15 protein-coding genes and 1 tRNA gene are annotated in these 16,356 nt (G+C 67.9%); 10 read left to right on the top strand and 6 right to left on the bottom strand.

Annotated elements, in window-relative coordinates; genetic code table 11:
* Window positions 1-113 precede the first annotated feature (113 nt).
* From LMI96_RS12095 to LMI96_RS16195, 6 genes are all read left to right on the top strand, one after another.
* Window positions 114-186 (top strand) — tRNA-Trp (locus tag LMI96_RS12095).
* A 45-nt stretch (window positions 187-231) separates the two neighbouring features.
* On the top strand, window positions 232-498 hold the full coding sequence (gene secE / locus LMI96_RS12090; protein ID WP_223722757.1) for a preprotein translocase subunit SecE: 267 nt from the start codon (window positions 232-234) through the stop codon (window positions 496-498).
* A 50-nt stretch (window positions 499-548) separates the two neighbouring features.
* Entirely contained in the window at window positions 549-1,685 is a 1,137-nt protein-coding gene (gene nusG / locus LMI96_RS12085) for a transcription termination/antitermination protein NusG (RefSeq protein ID WP_228361647.1), read from the top strand.
* 222 nt (window positions 1,686-1,907) lie between these two features.
* Window positions 1,908-2,339, top strand: a complete 432-nt coding sequence (gene rplK, locus LMI96_RS12080) for a 50S ribosomal protein L11 (protein WP_223722759.1) — start codon at window positions 1,908-1,910, stop codon at window positions 2,337-2,339.
* A 13-nt stretch (window positions 2,340-2,352) separates the two neighbouring features.
* Complete coding sequence (gene rplA, locus LMI96_RS12075) at window positions 2,353-3,042, top strand: 50S ribosomal protein L1 (RefSeq protein WP_223722760.1); 690 nt, start codon at window positions 2,353-2,355, stop codon at window positions 3,040-3,042.
* 112 nt (window positions 3,043-3,154) lie between these two features.
* A complete protein-coding gene (locus LMI96_RS16195; RefSeq protein ID WP_267059741.1) occupies window positions 3,155-3,286 on the top strand; it encodes a hypothetical protein in 132 nt (43 codons plus the stop codon).
* Between the two features lie 42 nt (window positions 3,287-3,328).
* Here LMI96_RS16195 and yccX read toward each other — a convergent pair whose 3' ends face one another.
* Entirely contained in the window at window positions 3,329-3,610 is a 282-nt protein-coding gene (yccX, locus tag LMI96_RS12070; protein WP_228361646.1) for an acylphosphatase, read from the bottom strand.
* 75 nt (window positions 3,611-3,685) lie between these two features.
* Complete coding sequence (locus LMI96_RS12065; protein ID WP_228361645.1) at window positions 3,686-4,441, bottom strand: LysE/ArgO family amino acid transporter; 756 nt, start codon at window positions 4,439-4,441, stop codon at window positions 3,686-3,688.
* A 68-nt stretch (window positions 4,442-4,509) separates the two neighbouring features.
* On the opposite strand from LMI96_RS12065, the gene LMI96_RS12060 reads away from it, so the two are divergent.
* Window positions 4,510-5,403 carry a LysR family transcriptional regulator ArgP gene (locus tag LMI96_RS12060; RefSeq protein ID WP_228361644.1) on the top strand — a complete coding sequence of 298 codons (894 nt, stop codon included), beginning with the start codon at window positions 4,510-4,512 and terminating at the stop codon, window positions 5,401-5,403.
* Here the strand turns inward: LMI96_RS12060 and LMI96_RS12055 are convergent.
* The 4 genes from LMI96_RS12055 to LMI96_RS12040 all read right to left on the bottom strand — a co-directional run bounded on the left by LMI96_RS12055 (window position 5,390) and on the right by LMI96_RS12040 (window position 9,904).
* Entirely contained in the window at window positions 5,390-6,412 is a 1,023-nt protein-coding gene (locus LMI96_RS12055; RefSeq protein WP_374197924.1) for an NADP-dependent oxidoreductase, read from the bottom strand. The two genes, LMI96_RS12060 and LMI96_RS12055, sit on opposite strands and share 14 nt — an antisense overlap.
* A 117-nt stretch (window positions 6,413-6,529) precedes the next feature.
* Window positions 6,530-6,988, bottom strand: coding sequence for a MarR family winged helix-turn-helix transcriptional regulator (locus LMI96_RS12050; protein ID WP_228361643.1), 459 nt, complete (start codon window positions 6,986-6,988; stop codon window positions 6,530-6,532).
* A gap of 10 nt (window positions 6,989-6,998) precedes the next feature.
* Window positions 6,999-8,684: an MDR family MFS transporter gene (locus tag LMI96_RS12045; protein ID WP_228361642.1), complete on the bottom strand. Its 1,686-nt coding sequence runs from the start codon at window positions 8,682-8,684 to the stop codon at window positions 6,999-7,001.
* A 494-nt stretch (window positions 8,685-9,178) separates the two neighbouring features.
* Window positions 9,179-9,904, bottom strand: a complete 726-nt coding sequence (locus LMI96_RS12040) for a YqaJ viral recombinase family protein (RefSeq protein ID WP_223722766.1) — start codon at window positions 9,902-9,904, stop codon at window positions 9,179-9,181.
* A gap of 366 nt (window positions 9,905-10,270) precedes the next feature.
* Here LMI96_RS12040 and rplJ point away from each other — a divergent pair, with 366 nt between their 5' ends.
* The 3 genes from rplJ (at window position 10,271) to LMI96_RS12025 (ending at window position 16,347) form a co-directional block, all read left to right on the top strand.
* Window positions 10,271-10,759, top strand: a complete 489-nt coding sequence (rplJ, locus tag LMI96_RS12035) for a 50S ribosomal protein L10 (protein WP_223722767.1) — start codon at window positions 10,271-10,273, stop codon at window positions 10,757-10,759.
* 50 nt (window positions 10,760-10,809) lie between these two features.
* Window positions 10,810-11,190 carry a 50S ribosomal protein L7/L12 gene (gene rplL / locus LMI96_RS12030; RefSeq protein ID WP_223722768.1) on the top strand — a complete coding sequence of 127 codons (381 nt, stop codon included), beginning with the start codon at window positions 10,810-10,812 and terminating at the stop codon, window positions 11,188-11,190.
* A 150-nt stretch (window positions 11,191-11,340) separates the two neighbouring features.
* Entirely contained in the window at window positions 11,341-16,347 is a 5,007-nt protein-coding gene (locus LMI96_RS12025; RefSeq protein ID WP_228361641.1) for an ExeM/NucH family extracellular endonuclease, read from the top strand.
* The last annotated feature ends 9 nt before the right edge of the window (window positions 16,348-16,356 follow it).

The following is a 16,356-nucleotide window of genomic DNA, read 5'->3' as shown; positions in this document are numbered from 1 at the left end:
TGCCGTACACTGGAGCATGCAGTTGAAGTCTGCATTCTTTCGCCGTGCCCGGCTACGGGTAACCCCAGACAACGGACACGGCATGAGTGCGGGCGCGAGACCATTCGGTCTCTAGGGCGGTAGCTCAATTGGCAGAGCAGCGGTCTCCAAAACCGCAGGTTGCAGGTTCGATTCCTGTCCGCCCTGCGCGCCAGCGCATGCTGGCAGCCCTTAAGTGATTCAGGTGGGTGCATGGTCCAGGACGAAACGAAGGGCGAGGTCGTCGCCACGGGCGGCGGCGCGCGCGAGAAGAAGCCGAATGTCTTCGCGCGGTTCGTCATCTTCATCCGTCAGGTCTTCGCGGAACTCCGGAAGGTCGTCACCCCGACCCGCAAGGAACTGCTGAAGTTCACCGGCGTGGTCCTCGGTTTCGTCATCGTGATGATGGCGGTGGTGTACGGCCTTGACGTGCTCTTCGTCTGGCTGACGACCGTCGTCTTCGGCGTTCCCGCCGTCTGAGATCGCGCACGCGGGCGGTTCGCCCCCGCCACGAACGAGAGAGTACGTAAGTGTCTGAGAAATACACCGACGACGCCGACTGGGCGACCGCTGCCGAGCAGTCGAGCGAAGACGACGAAGCCCAGGAGGGCAACGTCCTCGCCGCAGAGGAGCGTTCTGTCGAGTCCGCTGAGCACGCCGCCCTCCACATCGAAGATGTCGATGGCGACGATGAGGACACCGACTCCGACGCCGACCAGATCGACATCGTCGACGTCAACGACCCCGAGGCGGATGCCATCGTGAACGACGCGCTCGAGATCGATCAGGCCGCCGAGGCCGAAGCCGCCGCCGAGGTGCTCACCGAGTCGCTCGCCGACGAAGAGGCAGAACGTGAAGCCGAGGAGGCGGACGAAGTGACTCCCTACGACGGTCCCGACATCAACGGCGAACCCGACGCTCCCGTCCTCGACGAGGAGCTGGTCTCCGAGATCGACGCCGCCGCATCCGTCGTCGACGACGCCGAGTCGGTCGAAGAAGCGGGCGACATCCCGCTCGAGGGTGACGCGGATGCCGACGACGAGGACGCAGACCCGTACGAGGCGTTCCGCGCCGAGCTCCGCGCCCTCGAGGGCAAGTGGTACGTCATCCACTCCTACGCCGGATTCGAGCGCAAGGTGAAGGCCAATATCGAGCAGCGGAAGTCCACGCTCGAGGTCGAAGAAGACATCTACCAGGTCGAGGTCCCGATGGAGGACGTCGTCGAGATCAAGAACGGTCAGCGCAAGATGGTCACGCGCGTCCGGATCCCCGGCTACGTGCTCGTGCGCATGGAGCTCAACGAAGACACCTGGTCGGTCGTCCGGCACACGCCCGGCGTCACCGGCTTCGTGGGCAACGCCCACAACCCGACCCCGCTCCGCTTCGAGGAGGCCTTCAACATGCTGAAGAGCCTCGTCGTCGTCGAGGACGTCGCGCCCGCCAAGGGTGGCAGCTCCAAGGGAGCGCCGGCTGCGGCCCGCGTCATCGCCGAGGTCGACTACGAGATCGGCGAGACGATCACCATCAAGGAGGGCTCGTTCGCGGGTCTTCCCGGTTCGATCAGCGAGATCAAGCCGGAGAGCGGCAAGCTCACCGTGCTCGTCTCCCTCTTCGAGCGCGAGACCCCGGTCGAGCTGTCGTTCGACCAGGTCTCCAAGATGGTCTGACCCACTCGTCTCGGAAGACGCCCCGACTCCGGTCGGGGCGTCTTCCTTTTTCGGCCCGGCCGTCGGGCCCATCGGACGGTGGACCGGATGCAGCCCCGTCGCGTATGATGGGGAAGTTGTCCGTCTGCGCTCGTCGCGGTACGGACCGGACCGCGGCTCGGAAACGCCGGGCATGCGGGAGAGGGATGCGGCTTCCGCATCCGCTCGATGAAAGGAAGAGGAATGGCACCGAAGAAGAAGGTGACCGGCCTGATCAAGCTTCAGATCAAGGCTGGTGCCGCAAACCCGGCGCCGCCGATCGGGCCCGCGCTCGGTCAGCATGGCGTCAACATCATGGAGTTCTGCAAGGCGTACAACGCCCAGACCGAGTCGCAGCGCGGCAACGTCATCCCCGTCGAGATCACCGTCTACGAGGACCGCAGCTTCACCTTCATCCTGAAGACCCCGCCCGCGGCGGAGCTCATCAAGAAGGCTGCCGGCGTCGCCAAGGGCTCGCCGACCCCGCACACGACCAAGGTGGCCAAGCTCACCCAGGCTCAGGTGCGCGAGATCGCTGAGGCGAAGCAGCCCGACCTGAACGCGAACGACATCGAGGCTGCCTCGAAGATCATCGCCGGCACCGCCCGTTCCATGGGCATCACGGTCGAGGGCTGAGGGGATAACGAACATGGCTAAGTCCAAGGCATACATCGCCGCCGCCGAGAAGATCGACGCCGGCAAGTTCTACACGCCGACCGAAGCGGTCGCGCTCGCGAAAGAGACCGGGTCGAAGAAGTTCGACTCGACCGTCGAGGTCGCACTCAAGCTCGCTGTCGACCCCCGCAAAGCAGACCAGATGGTGCGCGGCACCGTCATCCTGCCCCATGGCACCGGCAAGACCGCCCGTGTCATCGTCTTCGCGACGGGCCCCGCAGCCGAGGCGGCTATCGCCGCCGGAGCAGATGAGGTCGGCGGCGCCGAACTCATCGAGAAGGTCGCCGCTGGCTGGACCGCGTTCGACGCGGCCGTCTCGACGCCCGAGCTCATGGGCCAGGTCGGTCGCCTCGGAAAGGTGCTGGGCCCCCGCGGCCTGATGCCGAACCCGAAGACCGGCACCGTGACCCCGAACGCGGCCAAGGCCGTCGAGGAGATCAAGGGCGGAAAGATCGAGTTCCGCGTCGACAAGCACGCCAACGTGCACTTCGTCGTCGGCAAGGCATCGTTCACGGCTGACCAGCTCGACGAGAACATCAAGGCAGCGATCGACGAGGTCGTCCGCCTGAAGCCGTCGAGCTCCAAGGGTCGCTACATCCAGAAGGGTGCGGTGTCGACCACGTTCGGCCCCGGCATCCCGCTGGACGTCAACATCCTCGCCTGATTCAGGCGTTCCAGAAGGGGCCTCGTCTTCGGACGGGGCCCCTTCTTCGTGCGCGAAACGGTTCCCCCGCAAGGGGGAAGTGGCGTCCGGGCGCCGTGCGTACGGTGGACGCATGGATATCGCCTCGATGATCATGGGAGCCTCCATCGCATCCATCGCCTGGATCGCCTTCGTGCCCTGGTCGAAGTTCCGCCGTCTGCGCGAACTCGATGAGGGCCGTGTCCAGGAGCCCGACGCACCCTGACCTGATGGTCGGTGCGGGCGGACGGGCTGCGGTGCGGTGCGTTCAGGGAGTGTCGCGCAGGGTGAACGCCGTGCTCCGGGCATCCGGGTCGGCTTCGGAGACGTCGAGGCGCGCGACACGGGCACCGCGCGGGCCGGCGGCGAGCCAGGTCCGCATCCGTTCGACGTCTCCCTCGGGTCCTTGCGCCTCGGCCTCGACGGTGCCGTCGTCGAGATTGCGCACCCAGCCGGTGAGCCCGAGTCGCTGGGCTTCGTTGCGTGTCGCCCAGCGGAACCCGACTCCCTGCACGTGACCGTGGACGATGACGTGGATGCGGCGGACCATCGCTCCATCCTGCACCCCATCCGGCGCTGACGCGCGGTGCACGACTTCTCTGTGGAGTGAAGCCGGTGCGGGGCGTCAGCCGAGCAGAAGACCGACGGCGATGGCGACCATCACGACGGCGATGAGGGCATCGAGGATGCGCCACGCCCGCGGTGTCGCAAGCCAGCGCCCGAGGTGGCGCGCGCCGTAGGCGAGTCCGAAGAACCAGACCACGCTGGCGGTCGCCGCCCCGGACGCGAACCACCAGCGCCCGTCGCCCTGGGTCGCCGCGACCGAGCCCAGCAGGAACACGGTGTCGAGGTAGACGTGCGGATTCAGCCAGGTCAGCGCGAGACAGGTGAGCATGACGGGAAGAAGCGGTGTGCGCACGCGGGTGGCGGTCGTGATCGGGCTCGGCGTAGCGTCTGTCGCCGCGGCGCGGGGCCGAGCATCCGTCGCCGCGCCTCCGCCAGCATCCGTCGGCGCGCGTTGTCCGGCATCCGGCGCGTTCGCCGGGCCGGCGACGGTCAGCGCCTCGCCCGGGCCGGCGACGGTCAGCGCCTCGCCGTTCGGGCGCCAAGCCCGCCGCGCGGCGAGGAAGGCGTAGGAGAGCAGGAAGAGTGCTCCCGCCCACCGCACCACCTCGATGACCCACGGGACGGACTGCAGCGCGAACCCGATGCCCGAAACGCCGACGACGATGAGTGCGGCATCCGAGAGCGCGCAGATCACCGCCACGGCCAGCACGTGCTCTCGGCGAATGCCCTGCCGCAGCACGAAGAGATTCTGCGCGCCGATGGCGACGATGAGTGAGAGCCCGAGCAGGAATCCGGGGAGCAGAGCAGTGGTCACCTCTTGACGGTAAGCGTCGCGCAGGATGAAGACCAGTTCGAATTACTATCGCGTCGTAAGCTCTGCTTATGACAATCCCGATCGACCTCGCCGAGACGTTGGCCGCCGTGGTCGACACCGGAACGATGGATGCGGCTGCCCGCCGGCTGCACATCACCCCGTCCGCGGTCAGCCAGCGGATCCGCGCGCTGGAAGAGCGGGTCGGGCAGGTGCTCCTCGTTCGCGCGAAGCCGGCCCGGGCGACCGAGGCGGGCGCGCGGGTGGTGCGCCTCGCCCGGCAGTACGCGCTGCTCGCCCACGACACGCTCGTCGAGCTCGGCATCGACGGCGCGGGCGTGGCCGGCGACCGTGCCGTCAGCATCCCGCTCGCTGTCAACGCCGATTCGATGGCGACCTGGTTCCTCGCTCCGCTCGCGGACGTCGCGACGGACCATCGCGTCGTGTTCGACCTGCACCGCGACGACCAGGACTTCACGGCCGCTCTTCTGGAATCGGGGGAGGTCGTCGCGGCGGTCACCTCGCGGACCGAGCCGGTCGCCGGCTGCCGGGTCAGCGCGCTCGGCACCATGCGGTACGAGGCGGTCGCCACGCCCGCCGTCGCCGAGCGCATGGGGGAGGATGCGGCATCCGTTCCCCTCGTCGACTTCGACCGCCGCGACGACCTTCAGTCGCGCTGGTTGCGCGAGCGGGGGATCGATCCGGCGACCCCGCCCCGGCATTACGTGCCGGGTTCGAACGACTTCGCGATCGCCGTTCGCGCGGGCCTCGGCTGGGGGATGCTGCCGGAGGTGCAATCGGAGGACGCCCTTGCGGCGGGGCGGATCGTGCGGCTCGGCGGCGCCCCGATCGACGTGCCGCTCTACTGGCAGCAGTGGAACATCGATTCGCCGCTCCTGCGCGCGACGGCAGACGCTGTCGCCGCCGGCGCGCGCCGTGCGCTCCGCCCGGTCAGTCGTCGCTGACGCGCAGCACCGTCTTCCCGCGGGTGTGGCCGCTTTCGACCGCCTCGTGCGCGGCGGACGCGTCGCCGAGATCGAACACCGAATCGATGTAGACCTGGATCGCGCGCGAATCGAGCAGGCGCCCGAGGGTGGCGAGGACGTCGCCATCCGGGGCCACCTTGTAGCTCGTTGCACGCAGACCCGCCGCCTCAGCGGCCTCGGCGTACCCGGGCCACGCGCCGGTCGGCACGAGCACGTACAGCCCGCCCGGCCGCAGTACCTGCAGCGACCGCGTACCCACCTCATCGGCGGTGTTGCCGACGAGGTCGATCACGACGTCGACATCCGCGACGACGTCTTCGAACCGGGTCGTCGCGTAATCGATCACCTCGGCGGCGCCCAGCTCGCGGAGCCATGCCGCGTTGCGGCCGGATGCGGTCACCGTCACCCGTGCGCCGAAGTACGCCGCGAGTTGCACCGCGAAATGGCCGACGCCGCCGCTGCCGGCGTGGATCAGCATCCGCTGCCCCTCGTGTGCGCGCGCCGTCTCCACGACGACGCCCCACGCGGTGAGCGCGGCGAGCGGAACACCCGCGGCCTCGACGTGCGACAGGCTCGTGGGTTTGCGCGCCAGCGACTGCGACGGAGCGACGACGTACTCGGCGTACGAGCCACCCGTCCGCGGGAACGACGCCAGGCCGTACACCTCAGTGCCCGGAGAGAGCGGATGCGCCTCGTACGGTGCGGAGACGACAACCCCGCTGAAGTCGAAACCCAGGGTCGCCGGGTACGCCGCGATGGCTGCGGACAGTCCCGATCCGGCTCGGGTCTTCGTGTCGATCGGGTTGACGCCCGCGGCGACGACCCGGATGAGGAGTTCGCTCAACACCGGCGACGGCACCGGGACGTCGAGGATGTGGAGAGCATCGGTGCCGCCAGTGGCATCGATGACGGACGCCCGCATCCGGTCTGGGACCGGCTCGGCGGAGTGGTCGGTGGCGGTGGTCGGTTTCAGCGGCCGGTGGTTCATCGGTCGCCCTTTCCCGTGCGTGTCGACGTCGGCAACGCGTGCCGTTGGAACGACACCAGTCAAACCCGAGATTGTCTCAACCGTGTTACGTCGGTGATACCGCTCGGAACGATCTCGTCAAGGATTGATGCCCGACGTCAGCGCGTGCAGCAGGCGACTGAGGTTGTGGATGTCTTCGATCGGCCAGTCGACGAGGTTCTCGAGCAGCGCGTTCTCCTGCGGCAACCGAGCCGCCGTGAGGCGCTCGAGGCCGAACGCGGTGGGGGCGAGAAGGCTCGAGCGGCCATCGTTCGGATCGGGAGTGCGCTCGACGAGCCCGAGCTGTTCTAGCTCGCGCACCGTGCGGCTCAGCTGGCCCTTGTCGACCATCAGGGCCTCCGCGAGAGCGGACTGGGTCACGCTCTCACGGCGGGCGATCGTGGTGAACACCTTGTAGGCGCCCGGCAGCATCCCCGGGCTCACCCGGTTCGCGTTCTCGGTGATGACGCGCCGGAATCGGTTGATGAGCTCGCTGAACTCGCCCTCGAGGGCGCGCACCGCTTCGGTGCGCGCCTCTCGAGTCCGATCCGTGGTCATCGTTTTCACCCTAGCGGCGCGAGCCGTGAGCGTCGGATGCCGCATCCGTGGTCCGCACCGAACCGGTGAGCGTCGCCATGGCCTCGGGCACCGACACGGTGGCGAGATCGGCTTCGCTCGCCGCGATGCGCTCGCTCGTGGTCATGGTGGTCAGCGACTTGTTCGGCAGGAACACGATCGCGAGCAGGCTCAGCACCGCGAACGGAACCGCGATGAGGAACGAGTGCGAGATGCCGTTCGCGTAGATGTCCTCGAACACCACGCGCAGGGCCTCCGGCATCGCCGACACCTGCGGGAGGGTGCCGCTCTGCAGCTGCGCCGCCCAGGTCTGCGCCTGGTCACCGAGGCTGGCGAGTGCCGTCGTGATGTCGCCCTGGCGCTCGGCGACGAGGTCGACGACCCGCGTCGACAGCGCCGCGCCCATGATCGAGACGCCGATGGTGCCACCGAGGCTGCGGAAGAAGGTGACGCCCGAGCTGGCGACGCCGATCTCGCTCGGCTTGGACGTGTTCTGCACCACGAGCACCAGGTTCTGCATGGTCATGCCGACGCCGGCGCCGAGCAGGAACATGTACAGCGAGACGAGCGCGAAGTTCGTGTCGTAGTGGATGGTCGAGAGCAGGAACGATCCGGCGATCAGGAAGACGGCGCCCACGATGAGGTACGGCTTCCAGCGGCCGAAGCGGGTGATGAGCGCGCCGACGCCGATCGACGAGAGCAGCAGGCCGGCGATCATCGGGATCGTCATGACGCCCGCCTCGGTCGGGGTCGCGCCCCGAGCGAGCTGCATGTATTGACCGAGGTAGACCGACGCGCCGAACATCGCGATACCGGTCGCGATCGACGCGATGACGGCCAGCGAGAACGTGCGGTTGCGGAACAGGGTGAGGGGAACGAGCGGCTCCTTGGAACGCAGCTCGACGATGATGAACAGCGCGGTGGCGAGCACGGCGCCGCCGACCATGAGCAGCGTCTGCACGCTCATCCACTCGAACGAGTCACCCGCGAGCGTGATCCAGATGAGCAGCAGCGAGACGGCGGCCGAGAGCAGCACGATGCCGACGTAGTCGATCGACACAGTGCGCTTGGTGCGCGCCGGCAGGTGCAGCGTGCGCTGCACGAGGATCAGGGCCGCAACCGCGAACGGCAGAGCGACGAAGAAGTTCCAGCGCCATCCCCACGCATCCGTGATGACACCGCCGAGCAGCGGACCACCGACCGTGGCGACGGCCATGACGGCGCCGAACAGTCCCATGTAACGGCCGCGCTCACGCGGGCTGATGATGTCGGCCATGATGACCTGGCTGAGGGCGGCGAGGCCACCCGCGCCGAGGCCCTGCACGGCACGGAAGGCGATGAGCATCGACGGGTCCTGCGAGAACCCGGCGGCGGCCGTGGCGAGCACGAAGATGCCGATCGCGAGCTGGAACAGCAGCTTGCGGTTGAAGAGGTCGGCGAGTTTGCCCCAGATGGGGGTCGAGATCGCCGTGGTGAGGAGGGTCGCCGTGACCACCCAGGTGAACGAGCTCTGGTTGCCGGAGAGATCGTGGATGATCACCGGGAGTGAGGTCGACACGACGGTCGAGGCGAGCATCGAGACGAACATGCCGAGCAGAAGGCCGGAGAGGGCTTCGAGTACTCGGCGTCGACTCATCGGAGCGGCAGCGGCCGTATCGGCCGGCGCGATCGCAGTCATGAGAATCCTTCGCATGGAGTGGGGGAGGCGGCAACGTCGGCGCGCGGAAGTTGACCGGAGTCAACTGTTGAACTGGGTCAACTATAGGTCTAATGGTTGAGGCGCGTCAACTATTCCCACGGGTGGGCGTGACTTCCCGCGGGTGGGCGTGGCCGCCGTGCGGTCTCGCCGTGGGCTCCGCCGCCGTCGATTTGTCCATGTCGGCTCCGCAGTCGTCGGACCGGTGGGGCTGAAGTGGTGTCCTGGGGTGGATGAGGCGTCTCGGCCGCGTTCGGTCCGACGACTCGCGGGGCATGGGGAGGGGGGTGTGTCGAGCGGGCGCGGCGTGTCGCTGCCTCGAGCGGGGTGGGCTCAGGAGGGGGGCGGGTGGTCGTCGCCGGGTCGTGGGTGACCGGGCCCCGGTGGACAGAGCGGCGAGAGCGGCGTGCGGCGTGCCGGGCCACCGCGGGGCGGGGGCTAGCGACTCGAAGGGCGGCGCGGAGGAATGCGGGCGATCAGTCCGCGAGGGCGAGGGCGCGATAAGCGGAGTCGAGCGCTCGCGACCGGGTCGGGCGGGCGGCGGCTTCGGCGGCCGCGAGAAGTGCCGCATCCGTGGCCTGGGATTCTTCGCGCGGAGCACTGGCACCCTGGGGGCGGACGCCGGTCGTGCGGAAGTACAACTCGTCGATCAGTGAGGTTGCCAGCCGCACGAGTTTGGCGATCTCGGCATCGTCGCGGTCGACCCACGCGCAGCGCGGTTCGTCGTCGACAGGCACGAAGCCGTCGTGCTGCTCCCAGGCGACAAGAGTCCGCTCTGCGCCCAAGACGTGCTGCTGCCACCACACCTGGCGGAGGTAGCCGCGCGGAATGGATCGCCACGACTTGTTGGTGGTCTTGATCTCGGCCAGCGAGATCCGTCCGTCGGCGTCGACGCCGATGCCGTCGGGGGTGGCCAGATGGCGCTTCTCGACGACGGCGTGGAAGAGCGCGCTCGAGGGCAGGATGCCGTGGGTTGCGGCGACCCAGGCGGCGATCTCGGGCTCACGGCGTCGCCCGTGGTCGGTGTACGCGTTGCCGGAGAAGCGCGATCCGCCCAGCTTCTGGTCCGCGGCCTTCGCGATGGCACGGTCGCTCGTGAGGGTGGCCACATCCGTCGCCGTGATCCCTCGGGAGCGCGCTCGCAGCCAGGCCACCCGGTCGCGGGAGTCCGCGACGATGCGGGCGGCGAGTTCGGGGGTCACCGTTCGAGCGTACGCGTCCCTCCGGACGCGCCCCGCCCGCGACGCGCGGCGACACCCATCCCCGCCGGCGGACCGTCCCGCGGCTGGGGGCGGGACGGCAAGTAGGGAGAGGGAGGGGCAGGGGATTTGGCGCGGGGGAAGGGGTGGCGTATGGTGAGGGAAGCCGAAGACCGCTGGTCATCGTCGTGCGTGCAAGCGCATGATGACCGAAGCACTGCGAAAGCAGGGGCCCGCGCAGGTGTACGAACGATTCTCTTGAGAACCGAGCTCCGTGCGCTTGCGCCGGAGCTTTCTTGTTTTTGCGGGCCTGGTCTCCGGTCGGCGCCTCACCACCGTGAGGTGTCTCGTACCCACCAAGGAGTGACCATGGCGCAGAAGGATGCAACGGTCTCCGAACTCACGAAGTCATTCGAGAGCTCGAACGCCGTCCTGCTGACCGAGTACCGCGGTCTGACGGTTGCCCAGCTGAAGCAGCTGCGCAACAGCATCCGTCAGGACGCTGAGTACGCCGTGGTGAAGAACACGCTGACCAAGATCGCCGCGAACAACGCGGGGATCACTGCGCTGGATGACGACCTCAAGGGTCCGTCGGCCGTCGCTTTCGTGCACGGTGACTTCGTCGCCACTGCCAAGGCTCTGCGTGACTTCGCCAAGGCCAACCCGCTTCTCGTGATCAAGGGCGGCGTGTTCGAGGGCAACTCCCTCACCGCCGACGAGGTCAACAAGTACGCCGCGCTCGAGAGCCGTGAGGTTCTGCTGGCGAAGGCTGCGGGCATGATGAAGGCGACGATGGGCAAGGCTGCCGCGACCATCGACGCGCTTCGCGAAAAGCTGGAGACCGCTGAGGCCGCGTAAGCGTCCGGCGATCTCGTTCTCATAAACCCCATCAATCTAGGAGATACACCATGGCTAAGCTCACCACTGAGGAGCTGCTCGAGCAGTTCGCCGGCCTGACCCTCGTCGAGCTCAGCGAGTTCGTGAAGGCGTTCGAGGAGAAGTTCGACGTCACCGCTGCCGCGCCCGTCGCCGTTGCCGGTGCCGCTGGCGCAGGCGCTGCAGAAGAGGTTGAGGAGAAGGATTCCTTCGACGTCATCCTCGAGGCCGCTGGCGACAAGAAGATCCAGGTCATCAAGACGGTCCGCGAGCTCACCTCGCTCGGCCTCGGCGAGGCCAAGGCTGTCGTCGACGGCGCTCCCAAGGCCGTCCTCGAAGGCGCCAACAAGGAGACTGCAGACAAGGCGAAGGAAGCCCTCGAGGCTGCCGGCGCGACGGTTACCCTCAAGTAATCACGTTCTGTGCGAAGGACCTCGCGGAATGAGAAAGCTATGACGATTCGATGAGAGGAATCTCACCGGAACGTCATCTGCTCGTACGCATTTCGTTCATCACTTCTGCCTAACCTCCTGAGGAACCCTCAGTCAGAACTCAGGAGACCCATGTCCTTTTCACAGCGGCAGCGTCGAACAGCGGCGCTCGCCTTCGGAGTCGGAACAGCGCTGATCGGTGGAATGCTCGTTCCGACGGCGGCCATGGCGGCGCCGGACGGCTCGGGCGTCATCATCAACGAGGCGTACGTCAACGGCAGCAAGGGCGCGCTGTACAAGAACCGGTTCGTCGAGCTGTACAACCCCGGTACCGCGGCCGAGTCCCTCCAAGGATGGTCGCTGCAGTACCGCTCGGCGACGGGCACGGGACAGACACAGGTGCAGAACCTCAGCGGTGACATCGCGCCGGGTGGCTACTTCCTCGTCTCTCTCCCGGGCAGCGCAGACGGTCTCGCCGACCTGCCGGTCCAGCCCGACCTGACCGGCACCAGCTTCGGCCCCGCCGGTGCCTCGGGGACGATCGTCCTCGCTGACACCACGCAGAACCTGACTCCCGCAGTCGGCTCCGTCATCGGCACGGCGAACGTGGTCGACCTCCTCGGGTACGGAACGAGCAACACCTTCGAGGGCGCGGCCGCCGCAACGCCCGCCCAACCGAACTCGCTCGTGCGCACGAACTTCGTCGACACCGACAACAACGCGGCCGACTTCACCGTCTCGACCGCGGTCACCCCGCAGAACTCCGGCGGCGCCACGACGCCCACGCCGACTCCGACGCCCACCCCGACGGCGTCTCCCACACCCACACCCACGCCCGAGCCGACCACGCCTCCGACCGAGCCGTCGACCGTGACGATCGACGCCATTCAGGGCACGGGTGCGACGAGCCCGCTCGTCGGTCAGACCGTCACGACGCGCGGCGTCGTCACGGCGGCCTACCCCACCGGCGGGCTCAACGGCTTCTACATCCAGACCCCCGGCACGGGCGGAACGCTGGATGCATCGCACACCGCATCCGACGCCGTCTTCGTCTACGGCGGCTCCGGTGCGACCGGTGCCGCTGTCGCGGGCCTCGTGAAGGTCGGCGAGTACGTCGAGGTGACCGGTCCGGTCGCCGAATTCCGCACGATGACGCAGCTCACCCCGGCCGCGACCGGCATCACCGTGCTCACGGAGCAGGCGGCTCCCGTCACTCCGGTGCCCGCCGCCTGGCCGACCACCGACGAGGCGCGTGAGGTGCTCGAGGGCATGCTCGTCGCCCCCGAAGGTGACTTCACGGTGACGAACACGTACGACACCAACTACTACGCATCCGTCGGTCTCGCCGCGGGCACGACCCCGTTGAAGAACCCGACCGACGTGGCTCGTCCCGGCACGCCCGAGTACGACACGGTCGTTGCCGACAACGCCGCACGTGCGGTCACGCTCGACGATGGCGCGTCGATCAACTTCAACTCCACGGCGAACAAGGGCATCCCGCTGCCGTACCTGTCGACGACGTCGCCGGTTCGTGTGGGCGCGCCCGTCACGTTCGCGGCCCCGGTCATCGCGGAGTACCGCAACGACATGTGGAACTTCCAGCCGACCCAGCAGCTGACGGTGGACAACGCCGCCACGGTGCAGCCGGCCACGTTCGCGAACACGCGCGAACCCGCCCCGAAGGATGTCGGCGGCGACCTGCAGATCGCGAGCTTCAACGTGCTCAACTACTTCACCACGACCGCGCAGGACTGGGTGGCCGCCGGTGGAAGCTGCACCTACTACACCGACCGCGAGGGCAACCGCGTCACCGCGAACAACTGCGGCGCCGGGCCCCGTGGCGCGGCAGAGGACGACGATCTCGCCCGCCAGCAGGCCAAGATCGTCGCGGCGATCAATGGACTCGGTGCCGAGGTCGTCTCGCTCGAAGAGATCGAGAACTCCACCATCGCGGGCGAGAACCGCGACGAGGCCGTGAAGACGCTCGTGGCCGCACTCAATGCGGCGCTCGGCTCGGACGAGTGGGCCTACGCTCCGTCGCCCGCGGCCGTGCCCGCGGGCGAAGACGTCATCCGCACCGCCTTCATCTACAAGAAGGCCGCGGTCGAGCCGCTCGGCGCATCGGTGATTCTCGACAACGCCGCGTTCGACAACGCGCGGCCGCCGCTCGCGCAGGCGTTCACGCCCACGGGCGGGAGCGACGACGACGCGTTCATCGCGATCGTCAACCACTTCAAGTCGAAGGGCGACAGCGAGCCGCCGGCAACCGGCGACAACGCCAACGGCGTGCAGGGCGCCTTCAACGGCGACCGCACGCGTCAGGCGCAGGCGCTCGTCGCTTTCGCCGACGGGCTGAAGGCCTCGGTGGGCACGGATGACGTGTTCCTGCTCGGCGACTTCAACTCGTACACGCAGGAGGACCCGATGCAGGTTCTCTACGAGGCCGGCTACGCGAACCTCGCCCCCACGGATGAGTACACCTACTCGTTCGGCGGCCAGGTCGGTTCGCTCGACCACATCCTCGCGTCCACCGAGGCGCAGAAGCTCGTCACGGGTTCGGATGTCTGGAACATCAACTCCGTCGAGTCGATCGCTCTGGAGTACAGCCGCTACAACTACAACGCGACGAACTTCTACGACGATTCGCCGTTCCGCTCGAGCGACCACGACCCCCTGGTCGTAGGCCTCGACCTCGACCCGACGGTTGAACTCAACCTGCTCAACATCAACGACTTCCACGGTCGGATCGATGGCACCACGCTGAAGTTCGCCGGAACGATCGAGCAGCTCCGCGCGCAGTACGGCGAGGACAACACGCTGTTCCTTTCGGATGGTGACAACATCGGTGCGTCGCTCTACGCCTCGGCGTTCCAGGGCGACAAGCCGACGCTCGACGTGCTGAACGCGCTCGGGCTGCAGGCGTCGGCCGTCGGCAACCACGAGTTTGATCAGGGGCTTGCGGATCTGAAGGGCCGCGTGTCCGACGTGGCCGCGTTCCCCTACCTGGGCGCCAACGTGTACGAGAAGGGCACGACCACTCCGGTGCTCGACGAGTACACGATCATCGAGGTCGACGGGCTCAAGGTCGGCGTGATCGGCGCCGTCACCGAGGAGACGCCGACGCTCGTGTCGCCCGGCGGAATCGCCGATGTCACGTTCGGTGACCCGGTCGAGGCCGTCAACCGCGTCGCGGCCCAACTGACCGACGGCGATCCCGCCAACGGCGAAGCGGATGTGATCGTGGCCGAATACCACGAGGGTGCTGCTGCCGGCGAGGTCGAGAAGGCCACACTGGAAGACGAGATCGCCGACGGCAAGGCGTTCGCCGACATCGCGACGAAGACCTCTCCTGCCGTCGACGCGATCTTCACCGGCCACACGCACAAGCTGTACTCGTGGAACGTGCCGATCCCGGGCACCGACAAGACGCGTCCGATCGTGCAGACCGGTAACTACGGCGAGAACATCGGCCAGGTCGTGTTGACGGTCGATGCCGAAACCGGCGACGTGCAGTCCTACACCGCGAAGAACGTGGCCCGCGTCGCGATCGTGGACGACAAGAATTCTGCCAATGACGCTCAGCAGAACGCTGATCTCGATGCGCAGCTCGTTGCCAAATACCCTCGGGTCGCCGCGGTGAAGACGATCGTCGACAAGGCGATCGCGGAGGCGAAGGTCGTCGGCAGCGTGAAGGTCGGCGATGTGTCGGCAGACATCACGACGGCCTTCACCGGAGGCACGTACGTCAACGGTGTCTACACCGGCGGCACGCGTGACAACCGGGCGAAGCAGTCGGCGCTCGGCAACCTCGTCGCCGACTCCCTGGTCGCGACGCTCTCCGAGGAACGCCTCGGCGGCGCCGAGATCGGCGTGGTCAACCCGGGCGGACTCCGCGCGGAGCTGCTGAAGGATGCCGACGGCATCACGGTCGCCGACGCGAACGCCGTCCTTCCCTTCGCGAACAACCTGTTCACGACGAGCCTGACCGGCGCGCAGTTCAAGAGCCTGCTCGAAGAGCAGTGGCAGACCAACGCGGACGGCACCATCCCGTCGCGTCCCTACCTCGCGCTCGGCCTCTCCGAGAACGTGCAGTACACGTTCGACGAGTCGGCGGCTCGCGGCTCGCACATCACCGGAATCTGGATCGACGGAGAGCCGATCGACCCCGCCCAGCAGTACCGGGTCGGTTCGTTCAGCTTCCTCGTGCAGGGCGGCGACAACTTCCGCACCTTCACCCAGGGCACCGACACGCGCGACTCGGGTCTCATCGACCGCGACGCGTGGATCAGCTACATCGAGGCAGCGGGAACGCTCACCCCGAACTTCGCGAGCCGCAGCGCGCAGGTGACGGGCGTGCCCGCATCCGCCGCCGAGGGCGAGACCGTCACGTTCCAGGTGTCGGGCCTCGACCTCACATCCGTCGGCAGCCCGGCCACCACGACGCTCCTTGCGAGCTTCGCGGGGAGCACGACGGTGTTCGACCCGATCGCCGTCAGCGGCGGTTCGGCGACGGTCACGCTGAAGGTGCCGGCCGATGCTGCCGCCTCCAGCACGATCGTGCTGCAGGCCCCCCAGAGCGGCACCGAGGTGCGTGTTCCGATCGCGGTGACGTCCGTCGAGGAGCCGCCGACCGGCGAACCGGGCACCGGTACGCCGACGCCCACGACGCCGCCCCTGCCCGAGACCGGCGGAGGCAGCACGCCGCCGACGACCACGCCGCAGCCGGTGTCCGTCTCCGAGCTCATCGAGGCGCTGAAGAACGTGATCCAGGTTACGATCGGCAACCTCGTCGCCGGGGGAGAGATCACCATCTACGTCGGTACCAAGTACGCCGGCGCGTGGGTCTCGATCTGGCTGTACTCCACCCCGCAGCAGCTCGGCGGGTGGCAGCAGGTGAGCGCGGCCGGTACGGTCACCGTCACTCTGCCGGATGGCGTGTCGGGCTCGCACCGTCTCGTGGTGCTCGACGCGGCCGGTGACGTGATCGGATGGCAGCCGGTCACCATCGCGGCACGTTCCGGAGCGCTCCCGGCGACGGGCGGCGACTACGGCTGGGTCGGTGGAGCGGCGCTCCTCGGCGCCCTGCTGATCGGCTTCGGCATCATCGCCCGCACGACGGGTCGCCGCCGGCACAGCTGATCGGGAAGA

The sequence above is a fragment of the Microbacterium sp. cx-59 genome (genome assembly GCF_020805625.1).
Classification (GTDB): Bacteria; Actinomycetota; Actinomycetes; order Actinomycetales; family Microbacteriaceae; genus Microbacterium.
The sequence above is the reverse complement of the archived record's forward strand: the minus strand, read 5'-3'. Positions and strand labels throughout refer to the sequence as shown.